The sequence below is a fragment of the Streptomyces sp. BE303 genome, from assembly GCF_036290945.1.
Taxonomy (GTDB): Bacteria; Actinomycetota; Actinomycetes; order Streptomycetales; family Streptomycetaceae; genus Kitasatospora.
In genome coordinates this window covers 1-16,438 of the sequence record NZ_JAQYWZ010000301.1, presented here as the reverse complement: position 1 = coordinate 16,438, position 16,438 = coordinate 1, and the positions used below count along the sequence as shown (strand labels likewise).

The 16,438-nt window shown below is 72.2% G+C and carries 19 protein-coding genes and 1 pseudogene; 12 read left to right on the top strand and 8 right to left on the bottom strand.

Translation table 11 applies throughout. The features are described 5' to 3' along the window. The first annotated feature begins 2 nt into the window (after positions 1 to 2). The 4 genes from PUR56_RS02940 to PUR56_RS02925 all read left to right on the top strand — a co-directional run bounded on the left by PUR56_RS02940 (position 3) and on the right by PUR56_RS02925 (position 4,285). Positions 3 to 1,160, top strand: coding sequence for an ABC transporter permease (locus PUR56_RS02940; protein WP_329885303.1), 1,158 nt, complete (start codon positions 3 to 5; stop codon positions 1,158 to 1,160). Beyond that, positions 1,157 to 2,422 carry an ABC transporter permease gene (locus PUR56_RS02935; RefSeq protein ID WP_329885302.1) on the top strand — a complete coding sequence of 422 codons (1,266 nt, stop codon included), beginning with the start codon at positions 1,157 to 1,159 and terminating at the stop codon, positions 2,420 to 2,422. Before PUR56_RS02940 ends, PUR56_RS02935 begins: the two co-directional genes overlap by 4 nt. Further along, on the top strand, positions 2,419 to 2,817 hold the full coding sequence (locus PUR56_RS02930) for a cytidine deaminase (RefSeq protein WP_329947721.1): 399 nt from the start codon (positions 2,419 to 2,421) through the stop codon (positions 2,815 to 2,817). Before PUR56_RS02935 ends, PUR56_RS02930 begins: the two co-directional genes overlap by 4 nt. 190 nt (positions 2,818 to 3,007) lie before the next feature. Beyond that, complete coding sequence (locus PUR56_RS02925) at positions 3,008 to 4,285, top strand: thymidine phosphorylase (protein WP_329885300.1); 1,278 nt, start codon at positions 3,008 to 3,010, stop codon at positions 4,283 to 4,285. A gap of 61 nt (positions 4,286 to 4,346) precedes the next feature. Here the strand turns inward: PUR56_RS02925 and PUR56_RS02920 are convergent, their stop codons facing one another. Both PUR56_RS02920 and PUR56_RS02915 read right to left on the bottom strand, forming a co-directional pair. Further along, on the bottom strand, positions 4,347 to 5,018 hold the full coding sequence (locus PUR56_RS02920) for an alpha/beta fold hydrolase (protein WP_329947720.1): 672 nt from the start codon (positions 5,016 to 5,018) through the stop codon (positions 4,347 to 4,349). Positions 5,019 to 5,192: 174 nt separating this feature from the next. Further along, on the bottom strand, positions 5,193 to 6,671 hold the full coding sequence (locus PUR56_RS02915) for an MFS transporter (RefSeq protein ID WP_329947719.1): 1,479 nt from the start codon (positions 6,669 to 6,671) through the stop codon (positions 5,193 to 5,195). A 155-nt stretch (positions 6,672 to 6,826) separates the two neighbouring features. On the opposite strand from PUR56_RS02915, the gene PUR56_RS02910 reads away from it, so the two are divergent. The 3 genes from PUR56_RS02910 to PUR56_RS02900 all read left to right on the top strand — a co-directional run bounded on the left by PUR56_RS02910 (position 6,827) and on the right by PUR56_RS02900 (position 9,609). Continuing rightward, entirely contained in the window at positions 6,827 to 7,744 is a 918-nt protein-coding gene (locus PUR56_RS02910) for a LysR family transcriptional regulator (protein WP_329885725.1), read from the top strand. A gap of 132 nt (positions 7,745 to 7,876) precedes the next feature. Beyond that, positions 7,877 to 9,025, top strand: a complete 1,149-nt coding sequence (locus tag PUR56_RS02905) for an adenosine deaminase (protein WP_329885297.1) — start codon at positions 7,877 to 7,879, stop codon at positions 9,023 to 9,025. A gap of 233 nt (positions 9,026 to 9,258) precedes the next feature. Further along, complete coding sequence (locus PUR56_RS02900) at positions 9,259 to 9,609, top strand: ATP-binding protein (RefSeq protein WP_329885296.1); 351 nt, start codon at positions 9,259 to 9,261, stop codon at positions 9,607 to 9,609. A 158-nt stretch (positions 9,610 to 9,767) separates the two neighbouring features. Here PUR56_RS02900 and PUR56_RS02895 read toward each other — a convergent pair whose 3' ends face one another. Further along, the gene (locus PUR56_RS02895) at positions 9,768 to 9,950 is read right to left on the bottom strand and encodes a PspC domain-containing protein (RefSeq protein WP_329885295.1); all 183 of its coding nucleotides are present in this window, start codon (positions 9,948 to 9,950) and stop codon (positions 9,768 to 9,770) included. Positions 9,951 to 10,298: 348 nt separating this feature from the next. On the opposite strand from PUR56_RS02895, the gene PUR56_RS02890 reads away from it, so the two are divergent. Then, the gene (locus PUR56_RS02890) at positions 10,299 to 10,907 is read left to right on the top strand and encodes a DUF7691 family protein (RefSeq protein ID WP_329947718.1); all 609 of its coding nucleotides are present in this window, start codon (positions 10,299 to 10,301) and stop codon (positions 10,905 to 10,907) included. An 80-nt stretch (positions 10,908 to 10,987) separates the two neighbouring features. Here PUR56_RS02890 and PUR56_RS02885 read toward each other — a convergent pair whose 3' ends face one another. Next, positions 10,988 to 11,929 (bottom strand): quinone oxidoreductase family protein, encoded by a 942-nt coding sequence (locus PUR56_RS02885; protein ID WP_443034426.1) that lies wholly within the window; start codon positions 11,927 to 11,929, stop codon positions 10,988 to 10,990. A gap of 89 nt (positions 11,930 to 12,018) precedes the next feature. On the opposite strand from PUR56_RS02885, the gene PUR56_RS02880 reads away from it, so the two are divergent. Continuing rightward, positions 12,019 to 12,450: a MarR family winged helix-turn-helix transcriptional regulator gene (locus PUR56_RS02880; protein ID WP_329885293.1), complete on the top strand. Its 432-nt coding sequence runs from the start codon at positions 12,019 to 12,021 to the stop codon at positions 12,448 to 12,450. A gap of 120 nt (positions 12,451 to 12,570) precedes the next feature. Continuing rightward, positions 12,571 to 13,044, top strand: coding sequence for an Lrp/AsnC family transcriptional regulator (locus PUR56_RS02875; protein WP_329947717.1), 474 nt, complete (start codon positions 12,571 to 12,573; stop codon positions 13,042 to 13,044). Between the two features lie 78 nt (positions 13,045 to 13,122). Here PUR56_RS02875 and PUR56_RS02870 read toward each other — a convergent pair whose 3' ends face one another. The 4 genes and pseudogenes from PUR56_RS02870 to PUR56_RS02855 all read right to left on the bottom strand — a co-directional run. Continuing rightward, positions 13,123 to 13,722 (bottom strand): hypothetical protein, encoded by a 600-nt coding sequence (locus PUR56_RS02870; RefSeq protein ID WP_329885291.1) that lies wholly within the window; start codon positions 13,720 to 13,722, stop codon positions 13,123 to 13,125. Between the two features lie 187 nt (positions 13,723 to 13,909). Further along, positions 13,910 to 14,062, bottom strand: coding sequence for a hypothetical protein (locus tag PUR56_RS02865; protein ID WP_329947716.1), 153 nt, complete (start codon positions 14,060 to 14,062; stop codon positions 13,910 to 13,912). Between the two features lie 222 nt (positions 14,063 to 14,284). Next, complete coding sequence (locus PUR56_RS02860) at positions 14,285 to 14,545, bottom strand: hypothetical protein (RefSeq protein WP_329947715.1); 261 nt, start codon at positions 14,543 to 14,545, stop codon at positions 14,285 to 14,287. After that, positions 14,542 to 14,817 (bottom strand): annotated as a pseudogene (locus PUR56_RS02855) (ATP-binding protein); the annotation flags it as partial. The gene PUR56_RS02860 and the pseudogene PUR56_RS02855, both read right to left, overlap by 4 nt. A gap of 379 nt (positions 14,818 to 15,196) precedes the next feature. On the opposite strand from PUR56_RS02855, the gene PUR56_RS02850 reads away from it, so the two are divergent. Beyond that, entirely contained in the window at positions 15,197 to 16,090 is an 894-nt protein-coding gene (locus tag PUR56_RS02850; protein WP_329947714.1) for a helix-turn-helix domain-containing protein, read from the top strand. 10 nt (positions 16,091 to 16,100) lie between these two features. After that, complete coding sequence (locus PUR56_RS02845) at positions 16,101 to 16,301, top strand: DUF397 domain-containing protein (RefSeq protein ID WP_329947713.1); 201 nt, start codon at positions 16,101 to 16,103, stop codon at positions 16,299 to 16,301. Positions 16,302 to 16,438 lie beyond the last annotated feature (137 nt).

The window sequence follows — 16,438 nt, the reverse complement described above, 5'->3', positions numbered from 1 at the left end:
ACATGACCAGTCCCAACCCCGCAGCCAAGCGTTCGCTGGCGCAGCGGATCAGCGGCGAGAAGATCGTGCTCGCCCTCGCAGCGCCGGTGCTCGCCGTGCTGCTCTCCGTCGTGATCTGTTCCGTCCTCCTGGCGACCTCGGGCAAGAACCCGTTCGACGCCTGGAACGTGATGATCACGTACGCCACCAAGTCGGACGGCCAGGTGGCCATCCTCAACCGGTCCACCACGTACTACCTGGCCGCCGCGGCCGCCGCCTTCGGCTTCCGGATGAACCTCTTCAACATCGGCGTCGAGGGCCAGTACAAGGTGGCCGCGCTGTTCGCCGCCTTCGTCGGCAGCCGGCTCGACCTGCCGTCGTTCATCCAGATCCCGCTGCTGCTGATCACCGCCATGCTGGTCGGCGGCCTGTACGCGAGCATCGCCGGTCTGCTGAAGGTCCTCCGCGGCGTCAGCGAGGTCATCTCGACCATCATGCTGAACGCCATCGCGGTCGCCATCGTCGGCCTGCTGCTCGTCCCCGGCATCTTCGCGCCGGAGAAGAGCGGCACCAGCAACTCGATCCAGACCGCCCCGGTCTCGGAGTCCAGCCACTTCTTCGCGATCAACACCGACGGCGGCCCGCTCTACGGCTTCCTCTTCATCGCGATCCTGGTCGGCGTGGCCTTCCAGTTCACCCTGACCCGGACCCGCTTCGGCTTCGACCTGCGCGCCACCGGCCGCTCGGAGTCCGCGGCGACCGCGTCCGGCGTGAACGTCAAGCGCATGGTCGTCATCTCCATGGCGGTCTCCGGTGCGCTGGCCGGTCTGATCGGTCTGCCCGAGCTGCTGCAGAACTCGTACAACTACGGCCAGAGCTTCCAGGGCGGCCTCGGCTTCCTGGGCATCTCGGTCGCGCTGCTCGGCCGCAACAGCCCGATCGGCATGGCCTTCGCGGCCCTGCTCTTCGCCTTCCTGGACGCCACCGGCTCCCAGCTGCCGCTCCAGGGCGGCTTCCCGTTCGAGATCGTCCCGGTCATGCAGGGCACCATCGTCATCTGCGTCGTCGTCGCCTACGAGCTGGTGCGTCGCTACGGCCTCAAGCGCCAGCAGCAGAAGGTCGGCGCCGAACTCGCCGCCCAGGCCGCCGCGGCCAACGAGAAGAAGGAGGTGTCCGCATGAGCACGGCCACCGCAGCCCGGGCGAAGGCGCCGGGCGCTCCCGCCAAGAAGCGCAAGATGTCCTGGCCGGTGGTGCTGCTGCTGATCGCGGGCGCCCTGGTCCTCTTCTCGGCCGTCGGCATGATCACCGACAACCACTCGCTGACCTCCTCCGGTCAGGTCACCGCCGCGCTCAGCGCCGCCGTGCCGATCGGCATGGCGGGCCTCGGCGGTCTCTGGTCCGAGCGGGCCGGCGTGGTCAACATCGGCCTCGAAGGCATGATGGTCGCCGGCACCTTCGCCGGCGCCTGGGGCGGCTACCTGGTCAGCCCGTGGTTCGGCCTGGTGGCCGGCATGCTCGGCGGTGCGCTGGGCGGTCTGCTCCACGCCGTCATCACCGTGACGTTCGGCGTCGACCACATCGTCTCCGGCGTCGGCGTCAACCTGCTGATCCCCGGCATCTGCGCGTACGTCAACCGGATCTACTACAAGGACTACATCTCCGCCGGTGCCGGCGCGAACCAGTCCCCGCCGGCCGATCCGCTGCCGTACATCACGATCCCCGGCCTCTCGTCCGGCCTGAAGGACATCGAGACCCACCACTGGTTCCTGGTCTCCGACGTGGCCGGCGTGCTCGGCGGTCTGGTCACCAACATCTCGGTGGTCGTGCTGCTGGCCGGCGCGCTGATCGTGGTCAGCTACTTCGCGCTCTGGCGCACCGTGTTCGGCCTGCGGCTGCGTTCCTGCGGCGAGAACCCGACCGCTGCGGAGTCGCTGGGCGTCAACGTCTACAAGTACAAGTACCTCGCGGTCATCACCTCCGGCGCCTTCGCGGGCCTCGGCGGCGCGTACCTCTCGCTGGTCGCGGCGCACTTCTACAAGGACGGCCAGACCAACGGCCGTGGCTTCATCGGCCTCGCGGCGATGATCTTCGGCAACTGGATGCCGGGCGGTCTCGCCATGGGCGCGGGCCTGTTCGGCTTCACCGACAGCCTCCAGCTGCGTGACCCGGAGTCGGTGCACGTGCTGATCCTGGTGGTCGCCATCGCGATGGTGCTGCTGGCGCTCTGGAACCTGTACCGCCGCAAGATCCCGGCCGCGCTGATCACCTTCGTGGTCGCCGGTGGCCTCTTCACCTGGTACTTCACCACTGAGGAGGTGCAGCGTCCGCTGATCGTGGCGACGCCGTACGTCATCACCCTGGTGGTGCTCTCGCTGGCCTCGCAGCGGCTGCGCCCGCCGAAGGCCGACGGCCAGATCTACCGCAAGGGCCAGGGCAAGTGACGGCCGCGGCCGCGACGGTCGACTGGGAGGCGCTCCGCGAGGCGGCGCGCGAGGCGATGACCCACGCCTACGCCCCGTACAGCAGGTTCCCGGTCGGCGCGGCCGCCCTGGTGGACGACGGCCGGGTGGTCACCGGCTGCAACGTCGAGAACGCCTCGTACGGGATCGGCCTCTGCGCCGAGTGCGGTCTGGTCTCCGCGCTGCACGCCGGCGGAGGCGGCCGGCTGACCGCGTTCACCTGCGTGGACGGGGCCGGCGAGCTGCTGATGCCGTGCGGGCGCTGCCGCCAGCTGCTGTACGAGCACGGCGGGCCGGAGCTGCTGATCGAGCTGCCGTCCGGGGTGCGCCCGATGAGTGAGGTCCTGCCCGACGCGTTCGGGCCGGAGCGGCTCTAGCACTGCCATTTGTTACGCGCGTAGAGTGTCGCGAGTGGGCCCTGACCGGGCCGACTCGCGGCACTCTTCGCTTTTCGGGTGCCGCCTGCGCGCGATGCTTTCCGCGTGCGGCACCCCCGCACGCCGCTTTTGAATGCCGCTTTTGAACGCTGCTTTTCCGAAACCCCCTCCCGGGAGCAATGGAGCAACCATGGACGCCATCTCCGTCATCAGGACCAAGCGCGAGCGCGACGAGCTGAGCGACGCTCAGATCGACTGGGTCATCGACGCCTACACCCGCGGCGAGGTCGCCGACGAGCAGATGTCCGCCCTGGCCATGGCCATCCTGCTGAACGGCATGAACCTCCGCGAGATCAGCCGCTGGACCGACGCGATGATCCGCTCCGGCGTCCGGATGGACTTCTCCTCCCTCGCCCAGCCCACCAGCGACAAGCACTCCACCGGCGGCGTCGGCGACAAGATCACCCTGCCGCTCGCCCCGCTCGTCGCCGCCTGCGGCGCCGCCGTCCCGCAGCTCTCCGGCCGCGGCCTCGGCCACACCGGCGGAACCCTCGACAAGCTGGAGTCCATCCCCGGCTGGCGCGCCCTGCTCTCCAACGACGAGATGATGGACGTGCTGCGCTCGTCCGGCGCGGTGATCTGTGCGGCCGGCGACGGCCTCGCCCCCGCCGACAAGAAGCTGTACGCCCTGCGCGACGTGACCGGCACCGTCGAGGCCATCCCGCTGATCGCCTCCTCGATCATGTCCAAGAAGATCGCCGAGGGCACCGGCGCACTCGTGCTGGACGTCAAGGTCGGCTCCGGCGCGTTCATGAAGAACCTCGGCGACGCCCAGGAGCTGGCCCGCACCATGGTCGGCCTGGGCAAGGCCGCGGGCGTCAACACCGTCGCGCTGCTCACCGACATGTCCACCCCGCTCGGCCTCACCGCGGGCAACGCGCTGGAGGTCCGCGAGTCCGTCGAGGTGCTGGCCGGCGGCGGCCCCGCCGACGTCGTGGAGCTCACCCTGGCGCTGGCCCGCGAGATGCTGGCCGCCGCCGGCGTCCACGGCAAGGACCCGGCCGACGCACTGCGCGACGGCTCCGCGATGGACCACTGGCGCCGCATGATCACCGCCCAGGGCGGCGACGTCGACGCCCCGCTGCCGGTCGCCCGCGAGCAGCACGTCATCACCGCCCCGGCCTCGGGCGTGCTGACCAGCCTGGACGCCTACGCCGTCGGCGTCAGCGCCTGGCGCCTCGGCGCGGGCCGGGCCCGCAAGGAGGACCCGGTGCAGGCGGGCGCCGGCGTCGAGATGCACGCCAAGCCCGGCGACACCGTGGTGGCCGGCCAGCCGCTGCTCACCCTGCACACCGACACGCCCGAGCGCTTCGAGTACGCGGTCGAGGCCCTCGCGGGCGGCGTCGAGGTCTCCCCGGCCGGCACGGCGTTCACCCCGAACCCGATCGTGCTGGACCGCATCGCCTGATATCGCCTGATCCCGCGCCCGCCCACCGGGCCCCCGGTGGGCGGGCGTCCACGGGCCGGCGTCAGCCGGCGGCGGCGAGGGCGGCCTTGAGGAACTCCTCGGGAGCCTCGCGGATCAGGTCGTGGCCGAAGGGGAGGGTGATCACCGTCCAGGTCGGGTCCTCGCTCAGCCGCGCGAAGGTCTCCAGGAGCGGGCTCTCCTCGAAGGCCGAGGCGTGGAGGTAGGTGCGCCGGGTGACGGCGTCCAGGGCGCCGGTCAGGGTGATCGACTGCAGCAGGGACGCCAGCGGGTGGACGCCGGCGCGCGGGTCCAGCGCGGGGTTGCGGCCCGCCGTGGTGAGGCCGTCGGCGGACGCGCCGGCCAGGTACCGCTGCTTCCAGACCTCGTCGACGATCCCGTACGCCGACTCGCCGTCGCGCGGGACGAAGGCGTCCGCGTACAGCAGCGAGGCGATCCGCTCCGGCACCCGGTCGGCCGCGCCGGAGGCGACCATCCCGCCGTAGCTGTGCGCGACCAGCACCACGTCCGTGAGCTGCTCGGCCTCCAGCACGGACACCACGTCCTGGATGTGCGTGTCGAGGTTGACCGTCCCGTTGTTCAGGTGGCCGCGCTCGGCCACCCCGGTCAGCGTCAGCGGGTACACCTCGTGCCCGGCGGCGCGCAGGCCGTCCGTGAGCGGCCGGAACCACCAGCCGCCGTGCAGCATGCCGGGGATCAGGACGAAGGCGGTCATCGTGCGCTCCTCTGCTCGTACGGGTCGTTCGGGTCGTACGGGAGGAAAGCTACGGCGGATACCTGACAGCGAACGTCAGGTATCCGCCGGGCGGCGACGGAATCGGCAGGTCCCGGTGGCGTGATCCGGTGGCGTGATCCGGTGGCGGCGTCCGACGGGGGGGACCCGGGAGGGCTACCGGGCGGAGAGCCCGCCCGGCAGACCTTCGGCCCGCCGGAGGGTGGCGGCGGTGTGGGCGCGGCGGGTGGCGTAGAGGGTGACCCCGGCGGCGAGGGCCATGGCGGCGAGGCCGACGGCGGCGGCGCCCGGCCAGCCGGTGGAGTGGTAGGCGTCCGCGCCGACGGTGCCGCCGAGGCTGTTGCCCAGGTAGTAGGCGATCAGGTACAGCGCGGAGGCCTGGGCGCGGCCCTCGGTGGCGGTGCGGCCGACCGCCGAGGACGCGGTGGCGTGGCCGGCGAAGAAGCCGGCGGTGATCAGGACCAGGCCGAGCAGCGCGCAGGCCAGCGAGTCGGCGAGCGAGAGCAGCAGACCGGCGGCGGTGGTGCCGATCGCGACGTAGAGCGCGCCGCGCCGGCCGAGCCGGCCGGAGAGTCGGCCGGCGGCGGCCGAGGTGCCGGTGCCGACCAGGTAGACGACGAAGATCGAGGCGGCCACCGACTCCGGCAGGTGGAACGGCGCGGCGATCAGCCGGTACCCGACGGTGTTGTAGACCGCGCCGAAGACGGCCATGAAGAGCATCCCGAGCAGGTACAGCCGGACCAGCAGCGGGTTGCCCAGGTGGCGGCCGACCGTGCGGGCCAGGGCGCGGGCGTCCACCGGGGCCGGGGCGAAGTGCCGGGCGGCGGGGATGAGCAGCCGGAAGGCCAGCGCGGCCAGCAGCGCGAGGGCGGCGGAGGCCGCCAGGCCCCAGCGCCAGCCGAAGCCGGCGGCGACCCAGCCGGAGAGCAGCCGGCCGCCCATGCCGCCGATGCTGTTGCCGGCCACGTACAGACCCATCGCGGAGGCCAGCGCGGAGGGGTGGACCTCCTCGGCGAGGTAGGCCATGGCGGTGGCGGGGAGCCCGGCGAGGGCGGCGCCCTGGAGGACCCGGAGCACGACCAGGGTGGTCAGGTCGGGGGCGAAGGGCAGCGCCAGCGCGAGGGCGGAGGCGGCGAGGACGGACGCCGTCATCACGGCGGTGCGGCCGTACCGGTCGGAGAGCGCGCTGGCGGGGAGCAGGGCGAGGGCGAGTCCGAGGGTGGCGGCGGAGGCCGTCCAGCTGGCCTGGCCGGGGGTCAGGTCGAGGTCGGAGGAGAGGACCGGCAGCAGGCCCTGGGTGGAGTAGAGCAGGACGAAGGTCGCGATACCGGCGGCGAACAGCGCGAGGTTGGCGCGGCGGAAGGCGCGCTGCCCGGGGCGGTGGCGGTCGTCGGCGGTGGCGGCGGCGACGGTCTCCGCGGTGGCGGCGTTGGTGGCGGCGTCCGCGGCGATCTTCGGCCCTGCGGCGGTGGCGGCGGACCTTCGCGCCGCGGTGCTCTGCCGGGCGGCGGCGTCCTGCCGGGCGGCGGCGTTCGCTTGGGCCGCGGCGGTCTTCGGTCCCGCGGCGGTCTTCGGGGTCGGCTGGGCGAGGGCGTCCGGAGTGGCCACGGACGCCCCGGTACTGGAGGGCTGCATGAGATCGACCGTAGGCCCGGCCGAATGATGCGTCCAATGCATGAGACGTCGATAATGCATGCCTACGGGTATGAGTCGAGCGTGCGGCGGTGAGGGTGGTGCGTGCAGGCGTGGAGGACGACGGGGGAAGCGGGGCCCCGGCCCGGCTCGCGGAGTTGGGGCCGGACCTTCCGGCGACGCAACTGGCCCCGAGGCTGGCCCAGTTCGCGGCGGTGGCGCGGCTGGAACACGTGACGCAGGCGGCCGCGGTGCTGGGCATGCCGCAGCCGACGCTGTCCCGGGCGGTGGCCCGGCTGGAGGCCGAGCTGGGGGTGGACCTGCTGGCCCGTCAGGGCCGGACGGTCCGGCTGACCAGGGCCGGCCGGCTGCTGCTCGACTCGGTCGAGCGGGCCCTGGCCGAGGTCGAGCGCGGTGCCGAGGCGGCCCGCGCGGAGGCGGACCCGGCGACCGGCCGGGTGGCGTTCGGCTTCCTGCACACCATGGGGACGGACGCGGTCCCGGCGCTGCTCCGGGACTTCCGGGCCGCGTACCCGCAGGTGCGGTTCCAGCTGGTGCAGGACTACGTCGGCGCGATGCTGGGCCGGTTGCGGGCCGGGGAGCTGGACCTCTGCCTGGTCGCGCCGGTGCCGGACGACGATCCGGCGCTGGTGGCCCGCCGGCTGGACGAGCAGCGGCTGCACCTGGTCGTCCCGGCCGACCACCGGCTGGCGGGTCGGCGCCGGATCCGGCTGGCGGAGGTGGCGGAGGAACCGTTCGTCGGGTTGGAGCAGGGGTACGGGCTGCGGGCGATCACGGACGGGTTCTGCGCGGAGGCGGGGTTCGTGCCGAGGCTCGCGTTCGAGGGCGAGGAGGCGGAGACGCTGCGCGGGCTGGTGGCGGCCGGCCTGGGGGTGGCGCTGCTGCCGCCGGCGCTGGTGCCGCGGCCGGGGGCGGTGGAGCTGGAGGTGACGGCGCCGCGCACCCGGCGGGCGATCGGGCTGGCCTGGGCGGCGGGGCGGCCGATGACCCCGCCGGTGGCGGCGTTCCGGGACTTCGTGCTGTCGCGGCGGGGGCGGCTGCTGGAGCACGACTGAGGCGGGCGGCGGTCCGGACGACCGACGAGTAGGTTGCCCGGATCGTCCCTTTGGTGGAATTCCCGGTGGACATTGGCCGATTCGGCCGGTGAACGGTGGCCCGTCTACGCGCGTAGGAGCTACACTCCCGCAATGGAGAAGCAGATCCCCGTCACCATCGCGGGCGCCGGCCCCCGCATCCCCACCGCCGATCAGATCGTCCGCGCTCCGAAGGTGCTCCTGCACGACCACCTCGACGGCGGACTGCGCCCCGAGACCGTGGTCGAGCTGGCCGCGGCCGTCGGCTACCAGGGACTCCCCACCACCGACCCCAAGGAGCTCGGTGAGTGGTTCCGCGAGGCCGCCGACTCCGGCTCGCTGGTCCGCTACCTGGAGACCTTCGCCCACACCTGCGCCGTCATGCAGACCCGCGACGCCCTGATCAAGGTCGCCGCCGACTGCGCCGAGGACCTCGCCGCCGACGGCGTCGTCTACGCCGAGGTCCGCTACGCCCCCGAGCAGCACCTCGAAGGCGGCCTGACCCTCGACGAGGTCGTCGAGGCCGTGCAGGACGGCTTCCGCCTCGGCGAGGCCAACGCCCGCGCCGCGGGCCACCGCATCCGGATCGGCACCCTGATCACCGCGATGCGGCACGCCGCGCGTTCGCAGGAGATCGCGGAGCTGGCCAACCGCCACCGCGACTCGGGCGTCGTCGGCTTCGACATCGCCGGCGCCGAGGCGGGCTACCCCCCCACCCGCCACCAGGCCGCCTTCGACTACCTCAAGGGCGAGAACAACCACTTCACCATCCACGCGGGCGAGGCCTTCGGCCTGCCGTCGATCTGGGAGGCCCTGCAGTGCTGCGGCGCCGACCGGCTCGGCCACGGCGTGCGGATCGTCGACGACATCACGGTCGACGAGGACGGCAGCGTGCAGCTGGGCCGCCTGGCCGCGTACGTCCGCGACAAGCGCATCCCGCTGGAGATGTGCCCGACCTCCAACCTGCAGACGGCGGCGGCCACGTCGTACGCCGAGCACCCGATCGGGCTGCTCAGCCGGCTGAAGTTCCGGGTCACGGTGAACACCGACAACCGGCTGATGAGCGGGACCAGCATGAGCAAGGAGTTCGGCCACCTGGTCGAGGCCTTCGGCTACACGCTGGGCGACATGGAGTGGTTCACCGTGAACGCGATGAAGTCGGCGTTCCTGCCGTTCGACGAGCGGCTCGCGATGATCAACGACGTGATCAAGCCGGGCTACGCCGAACTCAAGGCCGAGTGGCTGTTCAGCGCCGGCAGCTGACGCCGTCGCCGTTCGTCGGATGAACGCCCTTCCAGGCCCGTCCTGAACGCCCTTTTCGGGCAAGGAATTTGGCGTTCATCCGACTACCCACTCGTGTGGGTGAACCGCCTTTGGTCCTCGTGCGATCCAATCAATACGGTGTGCCAGTCAATGCTGACCGGCCGTGGCGGACGGAACCCGTCGTGCCAGCCGTACCGGTCGGCCACCGACGAGGACCCAAGGGGACCAACCACATGAAGCAGGCCACTCTCAAGGCCGCCGGCACCGCCGCGCTCGGCCTCGCCATCGCCGCCGTCGGCGCCGGCAGCGCGTCCGCCGCCCCCGCCGCCACCGGTGGCCTGGGGCTCCCGACCGGCGCGCTGACCAACCCGGCCGTCACCGGTGCCGTCACCGACACCGCCGCCAAGCTGCCCGGCGGTGACCGGGTCGCCAACACCCTCGGCACCCTCGCCCCGAGCGCGGGCCAGGCCACCGCCCCGGTCGCCGGTGCGGCCGGCAACCGCGCGGGCGTTCCGAGCATCCCGGGCCTCGACAAGACCCCGGTCGGCGGGCTCACCGGGCTCCTCCCGGGCCTCGGCGGCTGACGCTCCGCACCCGCGCACGGCGAACGGGCCGCTCACTCCCCCCGGAGTGAGCGGCCCGTTCGCCGTGGTCGACCTGTGGTGGTGGTCCCGGTGGTCCTGGCCGGTGGTTCTGGTGCTCTCGCCGGGGAGGTTCGCGGTGGCCGTCCCCGGCGGGGCGGTCACGGCTCCTGGGGGAGTACCAGCCAGAGCGCCAGGTAGATCAGGAACTGCGGGCCGGGCAGCAGGCAGGAGACCAGGAAGATCGCGCGGACGGTCCACGGGGTGAGTCCGAACCGCTCGGCGATCCCGGCGCAGACGCCGGCGATGACGCGGTTGTGGCGGGGGCGGGCGAGGCGGCTCATGGCGTACTCCGTTGCTGTGGCGCCGGTGGCCGGTCCCTCCGGCTGGCGTACCTCCATGCTCCGCCGGATTCCCGGCCGGTACCTCAGCCCGCAAGCCGATCCGGCCCCTGACGTCCTTCCCCTCGCAGGGCGACCCGGCCTCCGGGTTTTCCTCAGGGTCGCCCCGGAGGTTGGCGTGCGGACGGAGTGGGAAGTCGGCCGGTCCGACGTCTCGTGCGGGGTGCCCGACCGCACGGGGACGGCGCGCCCGCCGTGCCCGGCCGGGCACGGCGTCCCGGGCGATCCGCTGCCGTTCCGGTGTGGTTCCGGTGTGGTTCCGCTGTCGGTCCTCGGCGATAGCGTCGTGCCATGAGCTCCTCCCTGAGTGTGTACCTGTTGGACCCCGAGGCCACGCGCGCCCTGGTCGGCTCCGGTGACGACCAGCTGCTCCAGGTCGTCAAGGACCGCTTCGGCGCGGACCTGGCGTCGGACGACGAATGGTTCGAGTCGGAGATCGAGGCCGGCGCCCCGACGGCCTACGAGGCGCTGCACGCCGTGGTGCACGCCGGGCCCTTCGTGGAGAACAGGGAGCACGCGTTCCAGTACGGCTACGCCTACAAGCGTCTCTGCGGCCTGACCGGGTCCTTCCTGGACAACTCCTCCTTCAGCCCGTTCAAGGGCGACTGGCTGTCCGTCGTCGACGAGGGCCTGAAGGCGCTGAGGATCACCGCCGTGTCCGTGTCCGAGTTCGGTTACTCCGGGCTGCCCGCGCCCGTTCCGTCCTCGTACCTGCCGGGTTGCGGCGAGTGGACGCACGAGCAGTGCCTGCGGGCCCTGGAGGAGTTCGAGGAGACCAAGCGGCAGGGGCACGCGCCGCCGCTGGAGCCGGAGGTGGTCGAGGCCGTCATGGACGTCATCAAGTGGCTGCGCCACGTCGAGGCGCGTCCGGGCTTCGGCGTCGTGGGCTTCGTGTCGTAGCGGCGTCGGGCTCGTCCCGGCCGCGGGCGGCGCCGGGACGAGGCTCGGGACCACCACTCTCCGGGGGCCCGCGCCCCCGGCTACGGCACGAGAACGACCTTGCCGAGGTTGCGGCGCTGTTCGATGACGGCGTGGGCACGGGCGGCCTCGGCGAGGGGGATCTCGGCGTGGACGGCCGGGCGCAGGGTGCCCGCGTCGCGCAGCTGCCAGAGCTCGCGCAGCCGGCGGGCGTGGACGTCCGGCTTGCCGAGGGCGACGGCGCGCATCTGGAAGCCGATCAGGGACGCGCCGCGGAGCAGGAGTTCGTACGCCTCGACGGTGCCGCCGCCGGAGCTGTAGGCCACCAGCCGGCCGCCGGTGGCGAGGGCGCGGACGGCGGGTGCGAGCAGGTCGCCGCCGACGCCGTCGAGGATCACGTCGTACGGGGCGCCCCAGTCGGCGTCGTCGTAGTGGACCACCTCGTCGGCCCCGAGGCCGCGCACGAAGTCGTCCTTGGCGGGGTTGCCGACGGCCGCGACGACACGGCCCGTTCCGCCGGCCCGGGCGTACTGGAGGGCGAGCGTGCCGACCCCGCTCGCGGCGGCCGTGACCAGGACGGACTCGCCGGGCTCCACGCGGGCCGACTCGTAGGCCCCGCACGCCACGAGTCCGCTGCGGACCAGGGCGACGGCCTCGACGGCGGTGGCGTCGTCGGGGATCCGGGAGGCCATCGCGGTGTTCAGGACGGCGAACTCGGCGTAGGCGTCGGCGAAGCAGAGCCCGGTGACGTGGTCGCCGACGGCGAAGGCGGCGTTGCCACCGGGTGCGCCGTCTCCCGGGCCCGTGGCGACGACCCGCCCCGCGACCTCGCCGCCGAGGGGGACCGGCCCGCCGCCCTCGCGGACCTTGCGGACGGTCGGCAGGGTGACGCCGACCGCCTCGACCCGGACCAGCAGTTCCCCGGCTCCCGGGGTGGGGGCGGCGGCCTCCTCGGCGCGGAGCGCGGTGTGGCCGTCGTCGATGTCGTGGCGGATGCGCAGCACAGGACCTCCCGGCCTGAAGTCATTGGATGTTCCAACGATAGGACGAAAGTCATGGGGAAGTCCAATGAAAACCCGAGTAGCCTGGGACCATGACCTCGCCCCTCCAGCACCTCCAGTCCCTGCCGAGCTGGCTCGCCGGTCGCGTCGCGGCGCGCGGCCGGGGCCTGGTCGCCGACGCGATCGCCGGGGAGGGACTGAGGCTCATGCAGCACGCGGCGTTGGCCGCCACCGCCGAGTACGGCCCGGTGGCCCAGGCCGACCTGGGGCGGCTGCTCGCCGTCGACCCCAAGGACATGGTCGGCATCCTCAACCACCTCCAGCGGGCGGGATACGTCCTGAGGTCCCCGGATCCGGCCGACAAGCGGAAGAACGCGGTGACGGTGACCCCGGAGGGGGCGGCGGTGCTCGCCCGCTGCGCGGCCCTGGCCGAGGCGGCCAACGAGGAGCTGCTCGCACCGCTGAACCCGGACGAGCAGCGGCAGTTGATGGCCCTGCTGGCGCGGGTCCACGAGGGGGCGTAGGGCCGCCGGGCGGTGCGGGGTCGCGCGGTGGCGCCGGCTCCGGCCGGAGGGATCTCGGCCTGTCCGGGGGTGGTTCGGCCGTGGATCCGTCGGCAACCGATCCGTCGGTAGCCTGGGCGGATGACCGAGAGCCTTGATGCGACGGACTGGGCGATCCTGGTGGAGCTCCAGCGGGACGGCCGGGTCGCGTTCACGGAGCTGGCGCGGCGGGTGAACCTGAGCGCGTCGGCGACGACGGAGCGGGTGCGGCGGCTGGAGTCGGTCGGGGTGATCACGGGCTTCCGGGCGGAGGTCGACCTGGAGCGGGCCGGGTACCCGGTGCACGCCGTGGTCCGGCTGAAGTACCCGGGGCCGGGGACGCGGCACGAGCCGTTGCGGCGGTTGCTCGGGGAGCGTCCGGAGATCCTGGAGTGCCTGCGCACCACCGGGGACGACTGCTACGTCATGAAGGTGGCGACCACGTCGCTCGCGCATCTTGAGGAGATCGTCGACGAGCTGGCCCAGTTCGGGAGCACGACCACCAGCCTGGTGCTGAGCCGGACGCAGTCGTCCCGCGGCCCGGCCGCACCCCGGGCGGTCGCCGCGTCGTCGTGAGGCGGGGCGCGGGTGGCAAGGATGCAATCCGCGTGCGGTCGGGGCTCGCGTCCGGGCGTTCGTCGTCCTCCGGAGGGGTCAGGGGGTGTCCGGGGCCGGCAGGGGGTGGCCGTCGCCCGCGGACAGGCTGAACACCTTGACGTGCATGTCGGTCGTGACGGTGATCCGGTCGGGGCCCGTCCACGTCGCGGACTTGAACGCTCCGTAGCCCGGGTACTGCCCGGCCATCTCGTGGACGGTCCACCGGCGGGCGCACCAGCCGGTGCCGGCCTCGACCAGGATCGACCAGTACTGGCTCTCGGTCTCGCCTCCCGGATCGGCCTGGAGGCGTACGACGAGCGCCCGGTCGGGCCGGTCCGGGGCCTGCTCGCGGCTCATCGTCTCGGTGACGCGCAGGCCCTGGAGCAGGACGCCGCCGATCATGACCGTGATCCAGACGAGCACGGTGAAGAGCGCCGCGACGATGCGGTCGCGGCCGGGCTTCATGAAGCAGGCGGCGAGCACCAGCAGGGCGAGCGAGCAGCTGATCAGCAGTATCGGGCGGTCGAAGGCGTCGGCGACGAGCAGGTGTCCGCCCGAGCGGCTCTCCCAGATTCCCGCGGCGTACAGGCACACCGGCAGCGCAGCGGCTCTGGAGAGGAGTCGGCGCGTCGTCCGGCGATGTGCGGTGGGGAACATGTGTACGGACTATGGGACTTCGCCCGTAGGCACGTCAAGGACGGTGCACGGGTCGGAGTGGGAAGTCGGTGGTGTCGACTTTTGGTGCGGGTGCGGGTGCGGGTGCGGGTGCGGGTGCGGGTGCGGGTGCGGCTGCGCGGTGGTGGGCGGCGGCTGGGGCGGCAGCCGCCGTGCGGGTGGGGCGGGATCAGCGCGGTATGCGCCTGTCGGGCTCGTCGTCGGCCGGTTCGCGGTGGACCTTGAGGGCGGTGATGACGCCCAGGGCGACGGTGGTGATCGCGAGGGCGAGGAGGACGGCGAAGGCCGCGCCGACCAGGTAGTCGACGGTGCCGGGCCTCACCGCTGGATTCGCAGGAGGCGGTGGCCGAGCCGGGCGGCGAGGGCGTGGAGGAGGTCCTCGGCCTGGTCGCGGGTGAGGGGGACGGCGAGGTGCTCGCCGGGGGCGGCGTGGATGTCGAGGTCGGGGGCGAGGCGGAGTTGGAGGGGGCGTCGGGAACGGTCTCGACGGTGACGTGGGCGACGGTGGTGCGCTCGGTGTGGACGGCCTCGGTGACGAGGGGGATCAGGAGTCCCACGGGGGGTCGTTCCTTTCGGTGGAGCGGAGGAGGTGGAGGAGGTTGAGGAGGGTGGCGACGGGGGCGTTGCCGAAGTCGACGAGGAGGCGGCCGTCGACGGCGCCGGGGAGGGTGGCGGCGGATCCCCACTGGATGCCGAAGGGGCGGCCGAGTTCGTGGAGTTCGGCGAGGAGGGCGGTGACCTCGGGCTCGGTGTACGTGCGGATGACGGGGTCGTGGGGGGTGAGGGGGGTGCGGTCGTGGTTCACGCGGCGGCGTCCAGTTCGAACCAGACGGATTTGCCGTTCTTGCGGGAGTCGGCGCCGAAGCGGTGGGTGAGGGCGCGGACGAGGTGGAGGCCCCGGCCGGACACCTCGTAGGGGTCGGCGGAGATACGCGGTTCGGGGAGGGCGGGGCTGTCGTCGCAGACGCAGACGCGGAGGGTACGGGGGAGGAGGACGACGATGACGAGGGGAGCCTGGCAGTCGGCGTGCCGCCAAGCGTTGAAGTAGAGCTCGTGGAGGGCGAGTTCGGCATCGTGGACGGCGTCCGGGTGTCAGCCGGAGGAGGTGAGGGCGGCGCGCAGCTCGTTGCGGGCGGCCGACCAGTCGGGCGGATTGAAGGTGCGCATGGCAGACCTCCGAGGGGAGAGGTGGGGAGGAGAGGAGTCGACGTGCGTCGCCGTGAGCCAGGCCGGACCGGACCCGGGTGCTCTGCGGTGCGTGAAGGCAGCAGGCGCCTACTGCCTTGGAAACAGGCGTTACTGACGCTCCGCCGTGTGATCGGTGCAACACTGACAGTAGGGTTGCGAGTCATATTGTTGCAACCAAAACGGCAAGGTTGACCCTTGTGGGTGACGGGCCGCCGGTGGCGGCGGGTCGCGCCGATGCGGAACACTTCGGGGAGAGGGAAGGAACGCTGTGGGGCTCAGGGGAGAGATCAGCCAGCGGCAGCGCCGCTTCGGAGACGAGCTTCGCCGTCTGCGGTCGGCTGCGGGCTTGTCGGCTCCGGAGGCCGGCGCGCTGGTGGGAATGAAGAGCCCGGCGGTCAGCCACACGGAAGCGGGCCGGATCAGCCTCAACCAGGAGCGGTTGAGCGTGTGGCTGGACGCCTACGGCTGCGAGGATCCGGCGTATCGCGCCGGGCTCGCGGACATGGGGCGGGGTTCGGGCAAGGGCTGGTGGAGCGCCTTCGCCAACAAGGTCCCGGACCTTGCTCTCGATCTCGCGGAGCTGGAGGACCGGTCCGTTCGGCTGGACAGTTACGACACGCTGTACATCGCCGGGCTGCTTCAACTTCCCGCGTATGCCGAGGCCATCTACGAGGATGCCTACAGGGCCGGCGCCAGTTGGGACATCTCGACAGCGGTCGACTTCCGCATGCAACGGCAGCGGATCCTGACCGATGGCAAGGATCGGCAGTTCCGGTTCGTCATCCACGAAGCAGCTCTACGCATGCGCTTCGCCGGGGATGCCGTGATGAGGGCGCAACTGCGCCACCTCCTCGACGTGGCGGAACTGCCCAACGTCACCATCCAGGTGCTGCCGTTCACCGCCCCGAAGCACGGACCGATCTCGGCTTCGTTCCTGGTCTGCGACCCGGGATGCTCCGACCTCTCCACGATCGTTCTCTCCGGCCCCAAACGGGCCGAACATCTCGGCGATCCGACGGACGTCGGCGACTATCGCCACGCGTTCCAGCGGTTGGCCGACAACGCCTTGCCTGCCGTCGACGGGCGGAGAGACTTGTGTGAACTCCCCTCGCGAGACTCCTGGGGCCTGGTCCAACATCTCCTCTACCTGCTGCAGACCTGAAAGGCGTCCGATGTTCCACCTGTCCTGGCAGAAGTCTTCCTTCAGCGGCGCAGACGGCGCTGACAACTGCCTCGAACTGGCCCGAGGTGCTGACGGCCTGAGGCATGTTCGGGAGTCCGATGACCCGGGCACAACGCTGACGAGTGATGCCACTAGGCTCCGTGCGTTCCTCCTCGCGGCCAAGGCCGGCGAGTTCGACCACCTGGTCTGACCTTGTGATTTATCCATCGGGCTCGAACAGGCCGACTCGGTGATCACTCGTCCGGGTGATCACGGGACACGGGAGCGGCCTTCGCGTGATCCTGAACTCGACCAAGAGGCACAGGACTTGACGCGAAGGCCGCTGTG